This window comes from Rhodanobacter sp. Soil_C_14, assembly GCF_057657335.1.
Window position 1 is genome coordinate 854,285 of record NZ_JBDGIQ010000001.1, and the last position, 19,278, is coordinate 873,562.

General features: G+C 67.1%; 20 protein-coding genes and 1 riboswitch. All 20 genes read right to left on the bottom strand.

Features of this window, described 5'->3' with window-relative positions:
* Nucleotide 1: 1 nt before the first annotated feature.
* Nucleotides 2–1,300 carry an ABC transporter permease gene (locus AC3A56_RS04035; protein WP_487769411.1) on the bottom strand — a complete coding sequence of 433 codons (1,299 nt, stop codon included), beginning with the start codon at nucleotides 1,298–1,300 and terminating at the stop codon, nucleotides 2–4.
* A gap of 105 nt (nucleotides 1,301–1,405) precedes the next feature.
* A complete protein-coding gene (locus AC3A56_RS04040; RefSeq protein WP_487769412.1) occupies nucleotides 1,406–2,665 on the bottom strand; it encodes an ABC transporter permease in 1,260 nt (419 codons plus the stop codon).
* An 11-nt stretch (nucleotides 2,666–2,676) separates the two neighbouring features.
* Nucleotides 2,677–3,999 carry an ABC transporter permease gene (locus tag AC3A56_RS04045; RefSeq protein WP_056764483.1) on the bottom strand — a complete coding sequence of 441 codons (1,323 nt, stop codon included), beginning with the start codon at nucleotides 3,997–3,999 and terminating at the stop codon, nucleotides 2,677–2,679.
* 55 nt (nucleotides 4,000–4,054) lie between these two features.
* Complete coding sequence (locus tag AC3A56_RS04050) at nucleotides 4,055–5,287, bottom strand: ABC transporter permease (protein ID WP_487769413.1); 1,233 nt, start codon at nucleotides 5,285–5,287, stop codon at nucleotides 4,055–4,057.
* A 16-nt stretch (nucleotides 5,288–5,303) separates the two neighbouring features.
* Nucleotides 5,304–6,617, bottom strand: coding sequence for an ABC transporter permease (locus AC3A56_RS04055; protein WP_487769414.1), 1,314 nt, complete (start codon nucleotides 6,615–6,617; stop codon nucleotides 5,304–5,306).
* A gap of 107 nt (nucleotides 6,618–6,724) precedes the next feature.
* Nucleotides 6,725–7,444, bottom strand: coding sequence for an ABC transporter ATP-binding protein (locus tag AC3A56_RS04060; RefSeq protein ID WP_056764002.1), 720 nt, complete (start codon nucleotides 7,442–7,444; stop codon nucleotides 6,725–6,727).
* Nucleotides 7,445–7,592: 148 nt separating this feature from the next.
* The gene (locus AC3A56_RS04065) at nucleotides 7,593–8,864 is read right to left on the bottom strand and encodes an efflux RND transporter periplasmic adaptor subunit (RefSeq protein ID WP_056717538.1); all 1,272 of its coding nucleotides are present in this window, start codon (nucleotides 8,862–8,864) and stop codon (nucleotides 7,593–7,595) included.
* 185 nt (nucleotides 8,865–9,049) lie between these two features.
* The gene (locus AC3A56_RS04070; protein WP_487769415.1) at nucleotides 9,050–9,631 is read right to left on the bottom strand and encodes a hypothetical protein; all 582 of its coding nucleotides are present in this window, start codon (nucleotides 9,629–9,631) and stop codon (nucleotides 9,050–9,052) included.
* Nucleotides 9,632–9,731: 100 nt separating this feature from the next.
* Nucleotides 9,732–9,938, bottom strand: coding sequence for a hemin uptake protein HemP (hemP, locus tag AC3A56_RS04075; RefSeq protein ID WP_487769416.1), 207 nt, complete (start codon nucleotides 9,936–9,938; stop codon nucleotides 9,732–9,734).
* Between the two features lie 84 nt (nucleotides 9,939–10,022).
* Complete coding sequence (locus tag AC3A56_RS04080; protein ID WP_487769417.1) at nucleotides 10,023–10,997, bottom strand: potassium channel beta subunit family protein; 975 nt, start codon at nucleotides 10,995–10,997, stop codon at nucleotides 10,023–10,025.
* Nucleotides 10,998–11,367: 370 nt separating this feature from the next.
* On the bottom strand, nucleotides 11,368–11,871 hold the full coding sequence (locus AC3A56_RS04085) for a phosphatidylglycerophosphatase A family protein (protein ID WP_487769418.1): 504 nt from the start codon (nucleotides 11,869–11,871) through the stop codon (nucleotides 11,368–11,370).
* Nucleotides 11,868–12,836, bottom strand: a complete 969-nt coding sequence (gene thiL / locus AC3A56_RS04090; RefSeq protein ID WP_056717493.1) for a thiamine-phosphate kinase — start codon at nucleotides 12,834–12,836, stop codon at nucleotides 11,868–11,870. The genes AC3A56_RS04085 and thiL overlap by 4 nt, the downstream gene beginning before the upstream one ends.
* Before the next feature lie 20 nt (nucleotides 12,837–12,856).
* The gene (nusB, locus tag AC3A56_RS04095; protein ID WP_056763993.1) at nucleotides 12,857–13,300 is read right to left on the bottom strand and encodes a transcription antitermination factor NusB; all 444 of its coding nucleotides are present in this window, start codon (nucleotides 13,298–13,300) and stop codon (nucleotides 12,857–12,859) included.
* Nucleotides 13,297–13,761, bottom strand: a complete 465-nt coding sequence (ribH, locus tag AC3A56_RS04100) for a 6,7-dimethyl-8-ribityllumazine synthase (RefSeq protein ID WP_056717491.1) — start codon at nucleotides 13,759–13,761, stop codon at nucleotides 13,297–13,299. The genes nusB and ribH overlap by 4 nt, the downstream gene beginning before the upstream one ends.
* Before the next feature lie 190 nt (nucleotides 13,762–13,951).
* Nucleotides 13,952–14,881, bottom strand: coding sequence for a muramoyltetrapeptide carboxypeptidase (ldcA, locus tag AC3A56_RS04105; RefSeq protein WP_056717490.1), 930 nt, complete (start codon nucleotides 14,879–14,881; stop codon nucleotides 13,952–13,954).
* A gap of 75 nt (nucleotides 14,882–14,956) precedes the next feature.
* Nucleotides 14,957–16,048, bottom strand: a complete 1,092-nt coding sequence (ribBA, locus tag AC3A56_RS04110) for a bifunctional 3,4-dihydroxy-2-butanone-4-phosphate synthase/GTP cyclohydrolase II (RefSeq protein WP_056763990.1) — start codon at nucleotides 16,046–16,048, stop codon at nucleotides 14,957–14,959.
* A 134-nt stretch (nucleotides 16,049–16,182) separates the two neighbouring features.
* Entirely contained in the window at nucleotides 16,183–16,824 is a 642-nt protein-coding gene (locus AC3A56_RS04115; protein ID WP_487769419.1) for a riboflavin synthase, read from the bottom strand.
* 131 nt (nucleotides 16,825–16,955) lie between these two features.
* Nucleotides 16,956–17,124: riboswitch (FMN riboswitch) on the bottom strand.
* Between the two features lie 108 nt (nucleotides 17,125–17,232).
* Nucleotides 17,233–18,294, bottom strand: coding sequence for a bifunctional diaminohydroxyphosphoribosylaminopyrimidine deaminase/5-amino-6-(5-phosphoribosylamino)uracil reductase RibD (ribD, locus tag AC3A56_RS04120; RefSeq protein WP_487769420.1), 1,062 nt, complete (start codon nucleotides 18,292–18,294; stop codon nucleotides 17,233–17,235).
* Between the two features lie 32 nt (nucleotides 18,295–18,326).
* A complete protein-coding gene (gene nrdR, locus AC3A56_RS04125) occupies nucleotides 18,327–18,839 on the bottom strand; it encodes a transcriptional regulator NrdR (RefSeq protein WP_056717486.1) in 513 nt (170 codons plus the stop codon).
* Nucleotides 18,839–19,261: a four helix bundle protein gene (locus AC3A56_RS04130; protein ID WP_487769421.1), complete on the bottom strand. Its 423-nt coding sequence runs from the start codon at nucleotides 19,259–19,261 to the stop codon at nucleotides 18,839–18,841. The genes nrdR and AC3A56_RS04130 overlap by 1 nt, the downstream gene beginning before the upstream one ends.
* Between the last annotated feature and the right edge of the window lie 17 nt (nucleotides 19,262–19,278).

Consider the following 19,278-nt stretch of genomic DNA (forward strand, 5'->3'; position numbering starts at 1 on the left):
GTCAGTTGCTCTTCAGTTGCAGCGCGGGAGGAGTCAGGCAGGCGCGCCAGGCCGGCAGCAGGCCGGCCAGCAGGCTGGCCATGACGGCAGCGACGAAGGTGGCCAGCAGCATCGGCAGATCCAGGTGCGCCAGCGCGGCGTAATCCGAGGGCTGCCTGCGCACTAGCCACAGGCCGAGCAAGGCCAGCAGCAGGCCGCCGACGCCGCCGACCAGGCCCACCGCACCGGCTTCGACCAGCAACTGGGCAAACAGCGATCGGCGCGAGGCGCCGAGCGCACGACGAACGCCGAGCTCGCCCGCGCGGCGCATGAACTTGGCCAGCATCAGGCCCACGGTGTTGACCAGGCACACCAGCAGGAAACCGAACGCCAGCCACACCTGCAGATGCACGTCGCTGGGCACCACCTTGTTGTAGTCCAGCCAGCCCATCACGTCGCGCAGGCGCACATTGGGCGGCCGCTGGAAATGACCCAGCGCCTTCTGCTCCCGCGAATAGTTCAGCAGGAATTCCCGATACGCGGCGGCCTCGGCCGGCGTGTCCAGCTGCACCCAGAATTGCAGCCAGGTGCAGGTGGCGGTTTTCATGTTCTCGCTCGATCCCTTGTCCCAGCAATCGGTGGAACCGTTGCGGGCGAACTTCAGGTCGGTGGCGGTGGCCAGCGGCACGAACACGCCTTCTTTGGCGGAGTAGCTGCCGGTGTTGAGATCGTAGAAATGCGGCGTCGGCCGCCAGCTGTCCAGCACGCCGACGATACGAAACGCCACGTCGTTCATGCGCAGGGTCAGGCCGGTACTGTCCTTGCCGCCGAACAGCTTGTCGTTGAGTTCGCGGGTGAGCACGGCCACATGGGCGCTGGCCTCGTCGTCCGTCGCGTTCCAGCCCTGCCCGTAGAGAAACGGCACATCGAACATCGGAAAGAAATCGGCCGTGGTATAGCGCGCATCCTCGAAGAACGGATCGATCGAGGATTGCGCCGGCTGGATCGGCACCGCGCCGCCGGTCATCAAGGCCTGGAAGTGGGCGCGCCTGGCCTTCAGCAGGGCCATGCCGTCGATCCAGCTGACCTGTTCCGGCGGCTCGTCCTGCGGCTTGTAGCCGTCCATGTCCTGCGGATCGAGTTGCGGATAGAACAGCTGATGACTCTTGCCGGGCAAGGGATCGCCCGACAGCACGTGCAACACCGTCAGCGTGGTCATGCTGGCGCCGATGCCCAGCGCCAGCGCCAGCACCATCAGTGCGGTAAGCGCCTTGTTGCGCTTGAGGCTGCGCAGGGCCAGGTCGAGGTAGTAGGTAAACACCTGCGGTGTCTCCTTCGAAGTGGGAATGGAGAATGGGGAATGGGAAAGGCCAAGGCGGGCGGCTTTTGCTCTACCGATTCCCTGTTCCCCATTCCCCCTTGTTGATCACACTGCCCGCGTCGCCACCACCGGCGGCACGTTGGACGCGCGGCGGGCCGGCACGAACACCGCGGCCTGGCCGATCGCCAGCATCGCCAGCACACCGGTCAGCACGTACAGCACCGGGATGCGGGTCATCTCGTAGTGGTTCATCAGCCACATGTTCAGACTCAGCGCCAGCAGCACGCCGATCACCACGCCGGTGCCGGCGATCAGCAGGTTCTCGATCTGGAAGTAGTGCAGGATGTCGATCTTGCGGGCTCCCAGCGCGCGCCGCACGCCGATCTGCCGATGGCGCTGGCCCACCCAGAAGCTGGTGAGACCGACGATGCCGGCGGCGGTGACGCACAGCAGGATCAGCGCGACCACACCCATCAGGATCGCCATGCCGCGATCGGCCTGGTAGGCCTTGTCGCGGATCTGGGCGAACGAGCGCACGCTGTCGTCATCCAGCACGCGCATGGGGTTGACCTTGTACAACGCCGGCGTCACCGCGCGCATCACCGCGTCCAGTTGGCCGGGTTTGGCACGTATCGCGTAACGCGAGAAGTTCGCGTCCAGACGGGTCGGCACCAGCGTCGCGTTCCACACGAAGCTGTTGGTCCAGGTGCCGGTACCGGGTACCTGCATGCGCTCGACCATGCCAACGACGGTGGTGGGTTTGGTCGACCCGTTGAGATAGATCACCTTGCCCAGCGCGTCGCCCTTCGGGAACAGTTTGTCGGCCAGTGCCTTGGTCAGGATCACCACTGACGGCTCGCTGTTGTCGCGGAAGCCCTGGTGCCCCACGTCGGCGGCGGTGAAGTTGCGCCCTGCCACCAGGCGCAGGCCCAGGGTGGAGAGCGCCTGATCGTCGCTGAAGTAGTAGGTGGTGCGGGTGCCATGGAAACTGCCCTGGTTGGTGTCCCCGGGCTTGTGGTCGACCGCGCCGTTCCACGACGAATTGAGCAACGGCAGCGAGTTGATCGGCGCCACCGACGCCACGCCCGGCAGCGCGCGCAGGGCGGCCAGGTCGGTCAGTTGCAGGCTGTCGAGCTTTTCCACGCTGGCGGCGTCGTCGCCGCTCGGCGCGCCCACCCATTGCTGGCCGACCAGCATCAGGTTGCTCTCGTCCAGGCCGGTCGGCCGGTTCACCCGTTCGATGCGCTGGCCGATGATGAACACCGCGTTGCAGACGATCGCCAACGTCAGCGCGATCTGCAGTGCGATCAACACCACGCCGGCCTTGTGCTTGCGCAGTGCCGCGAGGATGGGATGCATGGTCATGGGCATAATCCTCAATTGCTCTTCAGTTGCCACGCGGGTTGCACGCGTGATGCACGGAACGTGGGGTAGAGCCCGGCCAGCAGGGTGGCCAGCACGGCGACCACCAGGGTGACGACGAGCAGGGACAGGTCCAGCCGCGCCAGATCGGAAATGCTCTTGGGCAACACCATGCCCACGCTGGCCACGCCGACACCGGTCAGCAGCAGGCCCAGCACGCCACCGGTCAGGCCGACCACGCCAGCCTCGGTGAGGAACTGCAGATAGATCGCCTTGCGTGGCGCACCCAGCGCGCGACGCACGCCGATCTCGCCGCTGCGGCGCAGGAACTTGGCCAGCAACAGGCCCACCGTATTCACCAGGCAGACCAGCAGCAGGCCCAGCGCCACCAGCAGCGACACCTTGGTGTCGCTGGGCACGACCTGCTCATGGTCGAGGAAGGCCGGCAGGTCACGCAGCTTGTTGTTCGGTGCCCAGGTGAACCGGCCGGCCGTCTGCTGCGCACGCGCATAGCCGTCCAGATACTGGCGATAGGCGGTCACCGCGGCAGCGTCTTCCAGCTCGGCCATGTAGGCAATCCAGATGCAGCTGGATTGCTGCAGGCCGACGAAGCCCGACTCCTTCGGCGTTTCGCTGCAGTTGGTGTTGCCGTCGTTGGGGATGCCCACGGCGATGGCACGCTCGAAGGGAATGAACACGTCCTCGACCTGCTCGCTGAAGCCGCCGGTGTTGACCACGTCGTAGAAGCGCGGCTGCGGATTCCAGTTGTCCAGCACGCCGGACACACGGTAGTCCTTGCCCTCGATGTTCACCGTCTTGCCCACGCTGTTGACCGCGCCGAACAGCTTTTCGTTGAGCTTGCTGCTGATCACCACCACCGCTGCGCGCTGCGCATCGTCCTGCGCATCCCAGCCGCTGCCGTACAGGAACGGCGCGTCGAGCATCGGGAAGAACTCGCTGTAGACGGCGTGGCCGCCCACGTTGAGCGGATGCTTGCCGGCCTGCGCCGGCACCACCGAAGGCGAGATCTGGTACATCGCCGACTGACGCTTGGCCCGGTGGTCGCGCATCAGCGCCATTGCGTCGGTGTAGTTCATCGCGTCCTGCGGCTCATTGTCGTCGCCGCCGCGGTGCCCCTTCGGCCCCCATGCGTCGATCTGTGGCACGAACAGCTGCGACGACTTCCACGGGATCGGATCGCCCGACACGGCGCGGAACACCGACCAGGTGGTCATCGACGCGGCCACGCCGAAGCCGATCGCCAGCACCATCAGCGCGGTCAGGCCGGGACTTCGTTTCAGGCTGCGCAGGGCCAGTTCGAGGTAGTAGGCAAGCATTCCGTTCACTCCGAGGTTTGTCTTCTCCCCTGCCCTGCAGGGAGGAAATGAGAACTCACACGCTCCGTGTCGCCTCCACCGGCGACACGCGCGAAGCACGCAGCGCTGGTGCCAGCACCGCGCCCTGGCCCAACACCAGCAACGCCGCCACCCCGGCCACCACATAGGCCAGCGACAACCGCGCCATTTCGAACTGGGTCACCATCCACAGGTTGATGCCGATCGCCAGCACCGCACCCGCCAGCACGCCGCCGATCCCGATCAGCAGGTTTTCGGTGAGGAAGTAGCTGAGGATGTCGCCGCGGGTGGCGCCCAGCGCACGACGCACGCCGATCTGCTTGCGCCGCTGGCCGACCCAGAAGCTGGTCAGGCCCACGATGCCCGCGGCGGTGATCGCCAGCAGCACGACGCTGATGATGCCCATCAGGATCGCCATGCCCACGTCACGTTCGTAAGCCCGCTGGCGCACCTGGGCGAAGCTCATCACGCCATCCTTGTGGTCGATGATGCGCATGCGGCTCTGCGCGAACAGCGCCTTCGGCGCGTCACGCATCGCGGCGTCGAGCTGGCCGGGCTTCGCCCGCACCAGGTAGTAGGTGTAGTCATTCAACAGGCGCGCCGGGATCAGCACCGCGTTGTACGCATACGGCCCGGCCCAGCTGCCGGTCATGTGCGCCTGCAAGGTGTCGGTGATGCCGATGATGGTGGATGGCGCGTGGCCCATCGACACATAGATGGTCTTGCCCAGCGCCGATCCCTGCGGGAACAATCGCTGCGCCAGGTCCCTGCTGATGATCACCTGGGCGGAGTGCATCGCGTCGCGGGGTTTCTGCGCGGCGATTTCGCTGGCGGTGAAATTGCGCCCCGCGATCAGGCGCGTGCCCAGCGTCGCCAGGGTGTGGTCGTCGGAAAAAAAGATCGCCGAGTCGGTGGTCATCTTGACCTGGTCCGGCTGCAGCTTGATGAAATTGTCCCAGCCGGTGCCACGCAGCGGAAAGCTGTTGGTCGAGGCGGCGTCCTGCACGCTGCCGAGCTGGCGCAGGGCGATCAGATCAGCCTGCATCTGCGCGTCGATGCGCTGCGTGTCGGACTTGTCGGCCCAGTCGCTGCGGATCACGAACAGGTTGTTCTCGCTCACTCCGCTGGGACGCGACATCCGCGTGATGCGCTGCTGGATGATGAACAGCGCGTTGCAGACGATCGCCAGGGTCAGCGCGATCTGCAGCGCGATCAGCACGGTGCCGGCCTTGTGGTGGCGCATCGCGGCGAGGATGGGTTTGATCTGCATGATGGTCTGGCCCTCCTCAGTTGGATTTCAGCTGCCATGCCGGCTGCACCTGCGCGGCGCGCCAGGTGGGGTAGAACGCGGCCAGCACGGTGGCCGCGATCGCCACCAGCAGGGTCATCGCCACCAGCGACAGGTCGAGATGCGCAAGCCTGGCGATCTCCGGCTCGAACAGCAGGCCGACGCCGAACATGCCCAGTGCGGTGAGCAGCAAGCCGAGCACGCCACCGGCCAGACCCACGGCGCCGGCCTCGATCAGGAACTGGTGGTAGATCTCGCGCCGCGGCGCACCCAGCGCGCGGCGCACGCCGATCTCGGCGGCGCGGCGCATGAACTTGGCCAGCAGCAGGCCAATGGTGTTGACCAGGCAGATCGCGAAGAAGCCCAGTGCCACCATCAGCGAGATGCGGCTTTCCGGCGGCACCACCTGCTTGTAGTCGAGCCAGTCATTGACGTCGCGCAGGCGCACGTTCGGCGCCCAGTGGAAGCGGCCGGCACGCTGCTGGTCGGCAGCATAGTGGGTCAGGAATTCGCGGTAGCTGTTCGCGGCGGCCGGATCGGCCAGTTCCACCCACACCGGGATCCACACGCATTCGCCGTGCAGCCAGGCTTCGCGGCCGACACCGAAATCCGTATTGCTGCCGCAGTTGTTGCGCCCGGAGGTGTCCATCGCCACATCGATCGCCCGGGTGAACGGCAGGTACAACTGCACCGGATCGCCGAAGGCATTGCTGCTGAACAGGTCGTAGAAGCGCGGCTTCGGATCCCAGTGCGCGGTCACCCCGACGATGCGGTAGCTGTGCCGATCCATGGTGATCTCGCGGCCCACGCTGTTGGCGCCGTTGAAAAGCTGCTGGTTGAGCTCGTGGCTGATCACCGCCACCGCGGCGCGGCCGTCGTCGTCGCCGGCATGCCAGGCGCCGCCGTACTCGAACGGCACGTCGAACATGTTGAAGAAGTCGGCGTTGGTGGCGTAGCCGTCGGCGATGAACGGCAGGCTCTGGTTGCCCTCGGGCAGCACCGACGGCGCCACGTTGTAGAACAGTGTCTGGTGCGTGGCCTTGCGCGCCGCGACCAGGGCGGTGGCGTCGGTATAGGTGAGTGCCTCGGGCGGCTCGCCATTGTCGTTGTACTGCGGACCGCGGTTGTCGATCAGCACCGTGTACAGCTGCGAGGATTTGGCCGGGATCGGATCACCCGACACCGCACGGAACACCGACCAGGTGATCATCGACGCGGCCACCCCAAAACCCACCGCCATCACCATCAGCGCCGTGAGCATGGGGTTGCGCCGCAAACTGCGCAGGCCGAGTTGAAGGTAGTAAGCGAACATGTCGAGTTCCGGGATGGGGGGATGGGGAATCGGGAGTGGGGAAGCGGTGGCCTCGCGAGCATTTGCTCTCAACGATTCCCTATTCCCAACTCCCCATTTCCTGTCTCTCAGCCATGCGCCCCGTCGGCGGCCGCGTGCACGCTGTGGAAGCGCGGGTCCTCGGACAACTCGACCACCTGGCCGTCGATGATGTGCACGTTGCGCTGGGCACGGGCGGCCAGCTCCGGGTCGTGCGTGACCATCACGATGGTGGCGCCGTCGCGGTGGATTTCCTCGAGCAGTTCGAGCACGCCGCGGGCCATCTGGGTGTCCAGGTTGCCGGTCGGTTCGTCGGCCAGCAGCAGGCGCGGCGAGCCGGCCAGCGCACGGGCGATCGCCACGCGCTGCTGCTGGCCGCCGGAGAGTTCGGCCGGGTAGTGCTTGGCGCGCGAGGCGAGGCCGACGCGCTCCAGCGACTCCATGATCCGCTGCTTGCGCTCGGCGGCCTTCATGCCGCGGTAGCGCAGCGGCACCTCGATGTTGTCGAACACGTTGAGGTCGGGGATCAGGTTGAACGCCTGGAAGATGAAGCCGATCTTCTCGTTGCGGATCTTCGAACGGGCGTTGTCGTTGAGGTTGCTCACCTCGATGCCGTCGAGGTGGTACTCGCCGCCGGTGAAGGTTTCCAGCAGGCCTGCGATGGTCAGGAAGGTGGTCTTGCCCGAGCCGGACGGACCGGTGACGGCGACAAACTCGCCCTCCTTCACGTCGATGTTGAAATCGCGCAGCGCATAGGTCTCCACCACTTCGGTGCGGTAGACCTTGGACAGGTGGGTCATCTTCAGCATGGTTACGTCCTTTGGTGGTGGTGATGATGTTTTGCCCCTCCTCCTGCTTCGCAGGGGGAGGCTGGGAGGGGGTGACGCTTTTGATCTTGCGTGACGAAGAGCTACCCCACCCCAGCCCTCCCCTGCACGCAGGGGAGGGAGAAAGTCTTTAGTTGCTTATCGCGACCGTGGCCGCGCTCTTGAAGCTGTCGGTGCCGGAGATCACGATGCGGTCGCCTTCCTTCAGACCTTCGAGGATCTCCACCTTGTCGATGCTGGAGGCACCGACGCGGATCGGGGTTTTCTTGGCGATGCCGTCGCGCACCAGGTAGGCGTAGCTGCCGCCGGATTCGTCGACGAAGGAGCCGCGCTGCACGGTCAGCACGTTGTCGCGCTTGTCCAGCAGCACGCGTACCGACAGGCGCTGGTTCTGGCGCAGCTGCTTCGGCGTCTCGCCCTCGAAGCGCAGCCGCGCGGCGACCTGGCCGTTGACCACTTCGGGCGAGATCGCGCTGACCAGGCCCTTCCAGGTGTGGCCGTTGCCACTGATCTCGCCGGCCATGCCGATGCCGAGGTCGCGGGCAAAGCTTTCCGGCACCTGCATCTCCACCTGCAGCGCAGACAGGTCGATCACGCTGAGCAGCTGGGCATCTTTCGCCACGGTGGCGCGCTCGGCGATGAACAGCTGGCCGACCTGGCCGTCCACCGGCGACTTCACGTTGAGGTCGTCGACCTGACGCTGCAGATCCTTCACCAGCAGCAGCTGGCGCTCGTGCGCAAGCTTCTTCGACTGGATGTCGAAGTTGAGGCTGGCGTTGTCCATGCCCAGGTCCGCCTGCGCATGCTGCAGGGTGATCTTCGCCTTCTGCAGCGCGTCCTTGGCGCGGTCCACGTCCATCCCCGGCACGGCACCCTTGGCAAAGGCCTTCTGGTTGCGGTCGAGATCGCGCTCGGCAGCCTGCTCGTCGATCCTGCCGTTGTCGAATGCCTTCTGCAGTTCGCCGCGCTTCTTGCGCGCGTCGATCTGCGCGCGCTGGTAATCCACTTCCATCGCGTCGGCGTTGCTCTGTTCCTGCGCCAGCTTGTTGGTCAGCTCGGGGCTGACGATGGTCGCCAGCACCTGGCCGATCTTCACCGTGTCGCCGGCGTGCACCTTCAGTGTGACCGCACCACCGGAAGTGGCGTACAGGGTCGGGCTGACCGCCGCGACCACCTTGCCTTCGGCGGCGATGTCACGCACGAACGGGCCGCGTTCGACGGTGGCGAACGCCAGCCGCGAACTGCTCACCGACGCGGAGGCCGAGAACATCCGGCTGATCCCTGGCGCCAGCCAGGCCAGCAGGGCCAGCACCAGCACGCCGGCGCCCGCCAGGATCAGCCGGCGTTTGGGATGGGATTTGACCTGGACCAGTTTGTCCTGCGCAGAAGTGTCGCGAATCATCATGCCGTTCCTGACCGCGGACAGCGCGGTTGCAGGCAGGTCGATGCAATCCGCGTGCCACCATCAGCACACAGAAATATTCGAAGTTCTTCAATGACTTCCGCAACACCGCGCGGCCGTCTCCGGTGTCCGCGGACACTCGACGGACGGTCGGACGAACATGCGGGACCCGCGGCTTTCGCGAGCTAGTCGCTGTTGGCCAGTTGCAGCGGCACTGCCTCGGCTTGTGCGATCTGGCCGGCGACTTGCCGGCCCAGCGGCGAGATCGGCAGGCGCGGTTCGGCGCCCAGCACGACGAGGCCGCCCAGCCTGCGGGCGTGGAAGCGCAGCACCTTCGCGTACACCGGACGCGGCTGGCGCAGCCGGCGCGAAGGTCGAGTTCCCGGCACCGCCCGGCCGTGATCGAGCAATCGATCCCACGCCAGGTAGTCGGTGTCCGGCAACAGATGCAGGCGGGCACAACCGCGGCCTTCGCGATCCAGGCATTCGATCCACTCGCGCGGACCTTCGCTGGTGATCGTGCCGGCGGCGGCCAGGCTGCGGGTCTGCAGCAGCGGCGCCAGCTGCATCATGTCGACCAGCAGGCCGCGGGGCCATTCGCGCAGCAGCGTGCCGTCGGGCCGCATCGGCACGTAGAGCACGCTGCCCAGTTCGGGCAGGCGCTCGACCAGCTGCGCCGGGGTCGTGCGCAGGCAGCGCCAATGGATGGCCGGGGCCGGCCTGGCCCGCCGCAGATCCTGCAGCCGATGGACTGGCGGAACGAACATCGATCACCTCGGGCGGAATGGCCCGGCGGGCGCCGCAAGCGACGCGCTGGCTGAGGCTGGGGAGATGGGCGCCGCCCACCCGGACGCGGACGACGCAGGGCTATTTGGTCAGGATCAGCTTGTCGTTGCGGGTGAGGCGCAGGTGGTACTCGCTGCCCTGGTGCTGGATCACCAGCTCGCGCTCGCCTTCCAGCAGCGTGTGGCTGGAAACGCGTCGCGCAGCCACCGGCGACGTGGCGGGCAACGCCAACACCGGCCGCTGGATCGACCGGGATGGCATGGAATGGCTCAGTGACAGGACGGACATGGGCAAATCCACGAAAGAAGAGTGACGGCTTTGATGATAATGATTCTCATTAGCCTGTCAACCGCCCTGCCCGCCCGCGTGCAGTCAGGCGGCTTCGACGATCGTCCTGATCCGCTGCGCCAGCGTTGCGTCCAGCTTCGGCAACACTTCCAGCGCGCCCAGATTCTGTTCCAGCTGCTCACGCCGGCTCGCGCCCAGCATCACCGTGGACACGTGCGGATTGAGCAGGCACCAGGCGATCGACAGTTGCGCCAGGCTGCCACCCAGCTCATCGGCGAGCGGCTGCAGGGCGCGCACCTTGCGCAGCCGCTCGTCACCCTTGCCCAGCACGCTTTCGCGCAACCACGCGTAATCCGGCTGCGCCAGGCGCGAGTCCGCCGGCACGCCATCGTTGTACTTGCCGCTGAGCAGGCCCGAGCCCAGCGGCGACCAGATCGTGGTGCCCATGCCGTACGCCGCATACAGCGGCGCGTACTCCTGTTCCACCCGCTCGCGGTGCAGCAGGTTGTATTGCGGCTGCTCCATCACCGGAGCGTATAGATGGTTCTCGCGGGCGATCCGGTGCGCCTCGTGGATCGCCTCGGCCGGCCATTCGCTGGTGCCCCAATACAGCACCTTGCCCTGGCGCACCAGCGTGTCCATCGCCATCACCGTCTCGGCGATCGGCGACTCCGGATCGGGGCGATGGCAGAAGTACAGATCCAGGTAATCCACGCGCAAGCGCTGCAGCGCCTGCGTGCAGGCTTCCATCACGTGCTTGCGCGACAGCCCGCGCTGGGTCGGCAGCGGCTTGTCCACCGCGCCGAAGAACACCTTGCTGGACACGCAGTAACTGTCGCGTGGAAAGCGCAGGTCAGCCAGCACGTCGCCCATCACCTGCTCGGCCACGCCGTTGTTGTAGGTCTCCGCGTTGTCGAAGAAATTCACCCCGCGATCGTGCGCCAGCGCCAGCAGCTCGCGCGCCTCCCCGCGCCCCACCTGCTTGCCGAAGGTGACCCAGGCGCCGAACGACAGCGCGGAAAGTTGCAGGCCGGACGTACCGAGGCGGCGGTATTGCATGGGAGAACTCCTGAACGGGGAACGGGGAACGGGGAACGGGGAACGGAAAGTCTACGCCCTGGGCACGTGACGGGCGGTTGCTCACCGCGCGGCGACAACGGTCCCTTCCACTCCGCCGCTGCGCGGCTATGCCCAAGGAGATCGGGGTGCGGCGGATCGTGCATCACGGGCCTGAACCCGAACCCCGTTCGGGCTGAGCGTAGCGTCGCAGGTGCGCACGTGGAGAGCGACCAAGGATGGTCGCAGCTTTGGGGAGCGAGGAAGTCGAAGCCGCGCCTGCGGAATGACATTCGGCCTCGGAACGCCCTGCGGCGGCGCGGAAAGGGCGCCGCTTTCGTATGGAAACGTGGCCGCGGCCCCAGCGCCCGTCCTACAGGAAGCGGATGGCCAGCGCCAGCACAATGGCCGCAAACACGCCGGCGATCACGTCGTCGATCATCACGCCGAAGCCGCCTTTCACGCGGCGGTCCAGCCAGCGGATCGGCCAGGGTTTCCACACGTCGAACAGGCGGAACAGGGCGAAGCCGATGATGATCCACCACCACGGTGCAGGCAGCACCAGCAACGGCAACAGCGCGATCCACTGGCCGATGAATTCGTCCCAGACCAGGCTGCGGTGATCGTCGACGCCGAGCGCGCCGCCGGCCGCGGTGCATGCCCATACGCCGAGCGCGAAACCCGCCAGCAGGATCACCACGTAGATCGGCAGCGACAGTTCGCGCAGCCACAGCCACGGCAGCAGTGCGACCAGCGAGCCGAACGTGCCTTGCGCCACCGGCGCCAGGCCCGAGCCGAAACCGGAGGCCAGCCAGCCGGCGGGCGTGGCCAGCAAGGCGCGACGTTGCTCGGCGCTCAAGGTCTTCTTTGCGCTCACGCGAAATGCTCCCAGCCGGGCCGATCCGTGTTCATCCACTCGCCATCGAGGCCGCGCACGCGCACGCCGGCGCCTTCGACGATGCGCCCGATCCGGGTCGCGCCACAGCCCAGCCGTGACAGGTCGGCCTGCACGTCGGCCACCCGTGCCGCCGGCACGGTGAAGCAGAGTTCGTAATCGTCGCCGCCGCCCAGCGCGCACTGCAGCGCAGCCGCTTCGTCGTACAGCGCCATCAGTGCCGAGGATCGCGGCAGCAGTGCCGCGTCGATTTCCGCGGCTACGCCGCTACTGTTGCAGATGTGGCCGAGGTCGGCGACCAGGCCGTCGGAGACGTCGACGCAGGCGCTGGCTTGGCCGCGCAGGGCGACGCCGGCGGACAGGCGTGGTGTGGGTCGGTTGAGCCGTTCGATCAGGAAGGCACGCAGGCCGGCGCGGGTGTCGTCATCGGACAGCGGTTGCTGCAGCGCCTGCAAACCCGCCGCGGCATCGCCCAGCGTGCCGGTCACCAGCACCGCGTCGCCGACGCGCGCGCCACCCCGGATCAATGCCTTGCCCGGCGGCACGAAGCCATGCACGGTTACGCTGATCGCCAGCGGACCGCGCGTCGTGTCGCCGCCGACCAAGGCGAGTCGATGCGGCCTGGCCAGTTTGCCGAAGCCTTCGGCAAAACCTTCGACGAAGTCGGCATCCGCCTTGGGCAGGGTCAGCCCCAGCAAGGCCCACGCCGGGCTGGCACCCATCGCGGCAAGGTCGGAAAGATTCACCGCCAGCGCCTTCCAGCCGATGTCGGCGGCAGCCGTGCCGCGGGGGAAATGCACGCCCTCGACCAGGGTGTCCAGCGCGACCGCCAGATGCTGTCCGACCGGCGGCAGCAGCAGCGCGGCGTCGTCGCCGATGCCCAGCTGCACGTCGTCACGCGCCTGGGCGGTGAGTTCGCGGATGCGTTCGATCAGTCGGAATTCCATCGGCCGGCCCCGGTCGGTGGTCAGCGGCCGTGCTGCTTCTCGACCACGCGCAACTCGCCGGCCAGCTTGTCCAGCACGCCGTTGACGTAGCTGTGGCCGTGGTCGGCACCGAAGCGCTTGGTCACCTCGATCGCCTCGTTGATGACCACCCGGTATGGCACGTCGGGGCGGAACTTCAGTTCATACGCGGCCAGGCGCAGGGCCGCGCGCTCGATCGGATCGACCTGGGCCACCTCGCGGTCGATGTGCGGCCGCAGGACTTCGTCGAGCGCGTCGACGTTCTTCTCCACGCCGTGCAGCAGGTCCTCGAAATACTCCAGGTCGGCCACTTCCATGTCCTGCTCGTGGCGGAACTGGTCGATCACCGCATTCATGTGGCTGCCGCTGAGCTGCCACGCGTACAACGCCTGAAGCGCGCGGCGGCGGGCGCGCGAGCGCGCCTGCATGTCGATGCCCTGGTTCATCCGAGGTTCCCGTACAGGTTGACCATCTCCAGCGCGGCGATCGCGGCGTCGGCGCCCTTGTTGCCGGCCTTGGTGCCCGAGCGCTCGATCGCCTGCTCGATGCTGTCGGTGGTCAGCACGCCGAACGCCACCGGCACCCCGGAGCTGTACGCGGCCTGGGCCAGGCCCTTGGCGCATTCGCCGGCGACGTAGTCGAAGTGCGGAGTGGAACCGCGGATCACCGCGCCCAGCGCGATCACCGCCGCGTACTTGCCGGAGTTGGCCAGCTTGTGCGCGGCCAGCGCGATTTCCCACGCGCCCGGCACGCGGATCAGGTCGATCGCATCGTCCTTGACGCCGTGGCGCACCAGCGCATCACGGGCGCCGGCCACCAGTGGTTCCACCACGAAGCCGTTGAAACGGCCGGCGACGATGGCGAAACGGCCCTTGGGCGTGGCGAAATCGCCTTCGATGATCTTCATTGCAGATTTCCTTGGTTGGACGCGCGGCCCAGGCAGACCGGGCATTTTACGGGTTTGCCGACGATCCTGCCCGTTTGGCTCCCTCCCCTGCTGCGCAGGGGGGTTGGGGTGGGGTCCGCTCTTGATCTGAATGTCAAAAGCCTTACCCCCTCCCAACCTCCCCCTGCATGCAGGGGGAGGAGCAAAGCGCTCAGACGCCGGGCGGCAGGTGCGGATAGCCGCCGAAGTTGAGCCGGGCCTTGCCGCCCGAGACGCGCAAGCGCGCCGCCGCGCCAAAGGGCAAGGTGAATTTGTCGGGCTCGTGGCCGGTCGGCAGGCCTCCGATCACGGCCACACCGCTGGCCCGGCGGATCTGTTCGAAACTTTCGGCCAGGCCGTAACCGTTGTCGTAGCCGCTGGGACGGCACTGGCTGAAGTCGCCCAGCACCAGCGCCCGTTGTCGCCCCAGCACCCCGGACAGGTGCAGCTGGTACAGCAGGCGTTCGATGCGGAACGGCGGCTCGCCGACATCCTCGACGAACAGGATGCCGCCGTCGATGTCCGGGAAATATGGCGTGCCGACCAGGCTGCACAGCACCGCCAGGTTGCCGCCCCACAGCGGGCCCTCCACGTCGAGTTCGGCGTCGGGCGCCGTGTTCCACTCGAGCTGCGCCGAGGGCGCACGCACGGTGTCCCAGAAATGCCGCCAGGTGAAATCGCTGGGCGTCGCCGCGCCGAAATCGGCGCCCAGCATCGGCCCGCTGAACGTGCACAGCCCGCTGCGCGCGTACAGCGCCAGCTGCACGGCGGTGAAATCGCTGTAGCCGACCAGCAAGGTGTTGCTGCCCTGCAGGCGCTCGCGCAGCGCCTCGTAATCCAGCCCCGCCAGCAAACGCGTGGCGCCGTAACCGCCGCGGATCGCCAGCGCGATGTCGGGCAGCACGTCCAGCGTCGCCAGCGCATTGAGGTCGGCCGCGCGCTCGGCGTCGCTGCCTGCGTAGCGTTGCTCGGTGCGATCGAGCACTTCCAGTCCGTCCACCGTGCAACCTGCAGCCTGCAGGCGTTCCACGCCACGCGTCATCGCGGCGCGATCGTGCGGGTAGCCGGAAGGGGCGATCAGGCGGATGCGGGTTGCGGACATGGGCATGGTCGATGACGGAAAGCTGGATTATGCGGTCGTGGCATGGGCATTGCGTGGCAATGCTCGGCGCTTTTCCTACACGTATTCGACGACTTCCAGGTCGAAGCCGGCCAGGCCGACCAGCTTGCGCGGCGTGCCCAGCACGCGCAGCCGGCGCACGCCGAGATCGCCCATGATCTGCGCGCCCAGGCCCAGCTGGCGCCACTCCTGCTGTTGCGCATCTTCCGGGGCCTGCGTGCTGGGCTGGCGCTGCAGCCTTGCCAGCAAGGCTTCTGGCGTGTCCTCGCCGGACAGCACCAGCAACACGCCGCGATCCTCGTCGGCGATCCGGCGCAGGGCCGAGGTCACGGTGAGGCCGAGGTCGTCGCGCTTGAGGTGCAGCACGTCGGACAAGGTGTTGCGCACGTGCACGCGCGACAGCACCGGCGCGCCGTCATCGACGGTTCCGCGCACCAGCGCGTAGTGCAGGCCGCGTCGGATCACGTCGCGATAGGCGATCAGCCGGAACATGCCGAACTCGGTCTCGACCATTTCGTCGTGCACGCGCTGCACGGTCTTCTCGGTCTCCAGCCGGTAGCGGATCAGGTCGGCGATCGAGCCGATCTTCAACCCATGTTTGGCCGCAAAGACTTCCAGTTCCGGCCGACGCGCCATCGAGCCGTCCTCATGCAGGATCTCGATCAGCACCGCCGACGGCTCCAGCCCAGCCAGCGCGGCCAGGTCGCAACCGGCCTCGGTGTGGCCGGCCCGGGTCAGCACGCCGCCGGGTTGCGCGGTGAGCGGGAAGATGTGGCCGGGCTGGGCCAGGTCCTGCGGCTTCGCGTCGTTCTTCACGGCGACCTGGATGGTGCGCGCGCGGTCATGCGCCGAGATACCGGTGGTGACGCCTTCGGCCGCCTCGATCGAGACGGTGAAGTTGGTGTGGTAGGACGAAGTGTTGTCGCTGACCATCGGCTTCAGGCCCAGCTGGCGCGTGCGCTGCTCGGTCAGGGTGACGCAGACCAGGCCGCGCGCCTCGCGCACCATGAAGTTGATGTCTTCGGGCCGCACCATTTGCGCGGCCATGATCAGGTCGCCTTCGTTCTCGCGGTCTTCGTCGTCGAGGATCACCACCATGCGACCGGCACGGATGTCTTCGAGGATTTCGGGGATGGTGTTGAAGGGCATGGTGGGGGTCCGGGAAGGTTTGATTTGATCGCGATAAATGAAGGAGTGAGTGAAGAGGAGTGAGAGGTGAGAGAGAGCCGCGGCATCGAGATGCTTTCTCTCACTTCTCACTCCTCTCCACTCACTTCTCGTCTTCAGGCGAAGCCGTGTTGCTTGAGGAAATTTTCGTCCAGCCGCGGCGCCTCGCCGCTGGCCAGCAGCCGCTCGACATAGCGTGCGATCACGTCCACCTCGATGTTCACCGGGTCGCCGGCGCGGCGCGCGTGGAACGCGGTGTGCTCGACCGTGTGCGGGATCAGGTTGACGCCAAATCGTGACCCGGCGACTTCGTTGACGGTGAGGCTGGTGCCGTCGATGCAGACTGAACCCTTGGCCGCGATGTAGCGCGAGATCGTCGCCGGCACCTCGAACGTCCAGCGCTGCGAGCGGCCGTCCGGGGTGATCGACACCACCTTGCCCAGCCCGTCGACGTGGCCGGACACCAGGTGTCCGCCGAGGCGGTCGGCCAGCCGCAAGGCCTTTTCCAGGTTCACCGGATCGCCGGCCTTCAGTTGGCCCAGCGAAGTCAGCGACAAGGTCTCGTTGGAGACGTCGGCGCTGAAGCCGCGCGGCTCCAGCGTGATCGCGGTGAGGCAGACGCCGGAGACGGCGATGGAATCGCCGAGCTGCACATCGGCGAGGTCGAGGTCGGCAGTGTCGACGTGCAGGCGCACGTCGCCGCCGCGCGGTTCGAGCCGCACGACGCGGCCCACGGTCTGGATGATGCCGGTGAACATCAGCGCGCCTCCGGCAGGAGGGCGGTGGACTGCATGGACGCAATGGCTTTCATGAAACGTATCCCGCATGAAGTTAAGCGAGTACGCCACAAGGCATCAGGCCAGACACGCACCGGCAAGGGCGCGCGTCTGGCCGTCTTCTCTTTATCCGGACTGTGAGGAAGCGGTCGCCCGCTTCCAACCGTCGGCTCCGGAGTCTGACCGGATCTGCTGACCTTCCGGCCTGGCCGGAAGCGCTCGCGGGCTCGTTCCGAGGAACCTACCGCCGGTGGGGAATTTCGCCCCGCCCTGAAGACGCTGTGCATGGTTGCCGGCCGAGGCCGACGGCAAATTCTAGCACCGCGGCGTGGCGCGACCGCATGTTGCCGCGGCGAATGCAGTGTTCACCCGGGTGCCACAACACCTGGCTCAGGCGGGACGCAGCTGCAATCGCCAGTCCGCGCCCAGCAGTTGTTGCTGCCGCAGCGTGAGCTGCCAGCGCTGCGCCATGTCGGTAAGGGCAGGCAGTTGCAGCAGCGGCCGGGCGCTGTCGCCCAGCAGGATCGGCGCGACATACAGCAGCAATTCGTCGACCAGGCCGGCGGCGAACAGCGCGCCGCACAGGGTCGGGCCAGCCTCGACATGCACCTCGTTGCAGCCGCGGCCGGCCAGCAGACCGAGCACGGCGTGCAGGTCGATCATGTCGCCCCGTGTCGCCACGGCCATCCGCTCGATCCGGGCGAAACGCTCGTCCGCACAAGATGCCGCGGCGCCATGCAGGACGAGGGTCGGCGCCGACCCGTCCAGCACGTGGCTGCCGGGCGGCGTGCGCAGCTGGCGATCGAGCACCACGCGCAGCGGCGGGCTGAACTCGTCGCCCCCGTCCAGCCGCACGGTGAGTCGCGGATCGTCGGCCAGCACGGTGCCGCTGCCGGTGAGGACCGCCGAGCTGCGGGCGCGCCAGCGCTGCACGTCGGCACGCGCGGCCTCGCCGGTGATCCATTTCGATTCGCCGTTGGCCAGCGCCGTGCGCCCGTCCAGGCTCATCGCCAGCTTCACCCGCACGAACGGACGGCCACGCTCGATCCGGCTGAAGAAGCCCGCATTCAATTCGCGGGCCGCCTCGCGCTGCAGGCCCGTCTCGACCATGATGCCGGCCGCGCGCAGCCGGTCGATGCCGCGGCCGTTGACCTGCGGGAACGGGTCCTCGCTGGCGATCACCACGCGGCGCACGCCCGCGGCGACCAGCGCGTCGGCGCAAGGCGGCGTGCGGCCGTGATGCGCGCAGGGTTCCAGCGTTACATAAGCGGTGGCGCCGCGCGCCGACCCGCCCGCTTCGCGCAGCGCGAAGACCTCCGCATGCGGCTCGCCGACACGCTGGTGAAAACCCGTGCCGACCACGTCGTCGCCATGCGCGATGACGCAGCCGACCCGCGGATTCGGCTGGGTGGTGAACAGGCCACGCTCGGCCAGGCGCAGGGCGTGCGCCATGTGGGCGTGATCAATCGCCGAAAAGGAATCCGTCACTTGCCTTCGCGCTTGCCGCCACCGAGCAGGGGCAGCTGCAGATCGGCCAGTCCCGGCAGGTCGCGCTCGAGCCGCTCGATCTCCTCGCGGAAGGCCTGCACGTCCTCGAACTTGCGATAGACCGAGGCGAAGCGCACGTAGGCGACCTGGTCGAGGTTCTTCAGCTCGCGCATCACCAGCTCGCCGAGCTGGCGCGAGGGCACCTCGCGCTCGCCGCTGCGGCGCAGGTCGTTGATGATCGCGCGCACCGCGGCATCCACGTCGTGGCTGGCCACCGGCCGCTTCTGCAGCGCACGCTCGAAACTCACCCGCAGCTTGCGCTCGTCGAACGTCTCGCGCCGCTCGCCGCTCTTCACGATCGTCGGCAATTTCAACTCGGCGGTTTCGTACGTATTGAAGCGCTCGCCGCACTGCGGGCACTCGCGCCGGCGACGCACGGTGCTGCCATCCTCGGTCAGTCGCGAGTCGATCACGCGGGTGTCTTCGTGCTGGCAGAAGGGGCAGTGCATCAGGGAGCGGGGAACGAGGAACGGGGAACGGGGAACGGGGAGGTCCCGGACAGTTTGCCTGACAGCGCCTTTTTCAGGGACTGAAGTTGACGGGCTATCGAACGCAATGCCGTCAACGGCGCTGCGGCGTCTCGTGCCGCGACATAGCCAAGCCGCTCCGCCAAGAGCATCTGTGTTTCCAATTCGGCCAGTGATCCCGATGACATCGACAAAAACCTCAAATAATCGCGGATCGAACTACGCGCGTTGCCTTCAGCGATGCACGAAGCTACTGAAACAACCGCTCGCTGCATTTGTGCCGTCAACCCAAAGCGCTCATCTGACGGAAATCCACGAGTCACCGAATAAACAGACTCCGCCAACTTCATGGCGTCCTGCCAAACCCGCAAGTCTCGATAGTCGCAAGCCACTGGAACCTCCATGTTCCCCGTTCCCCGTT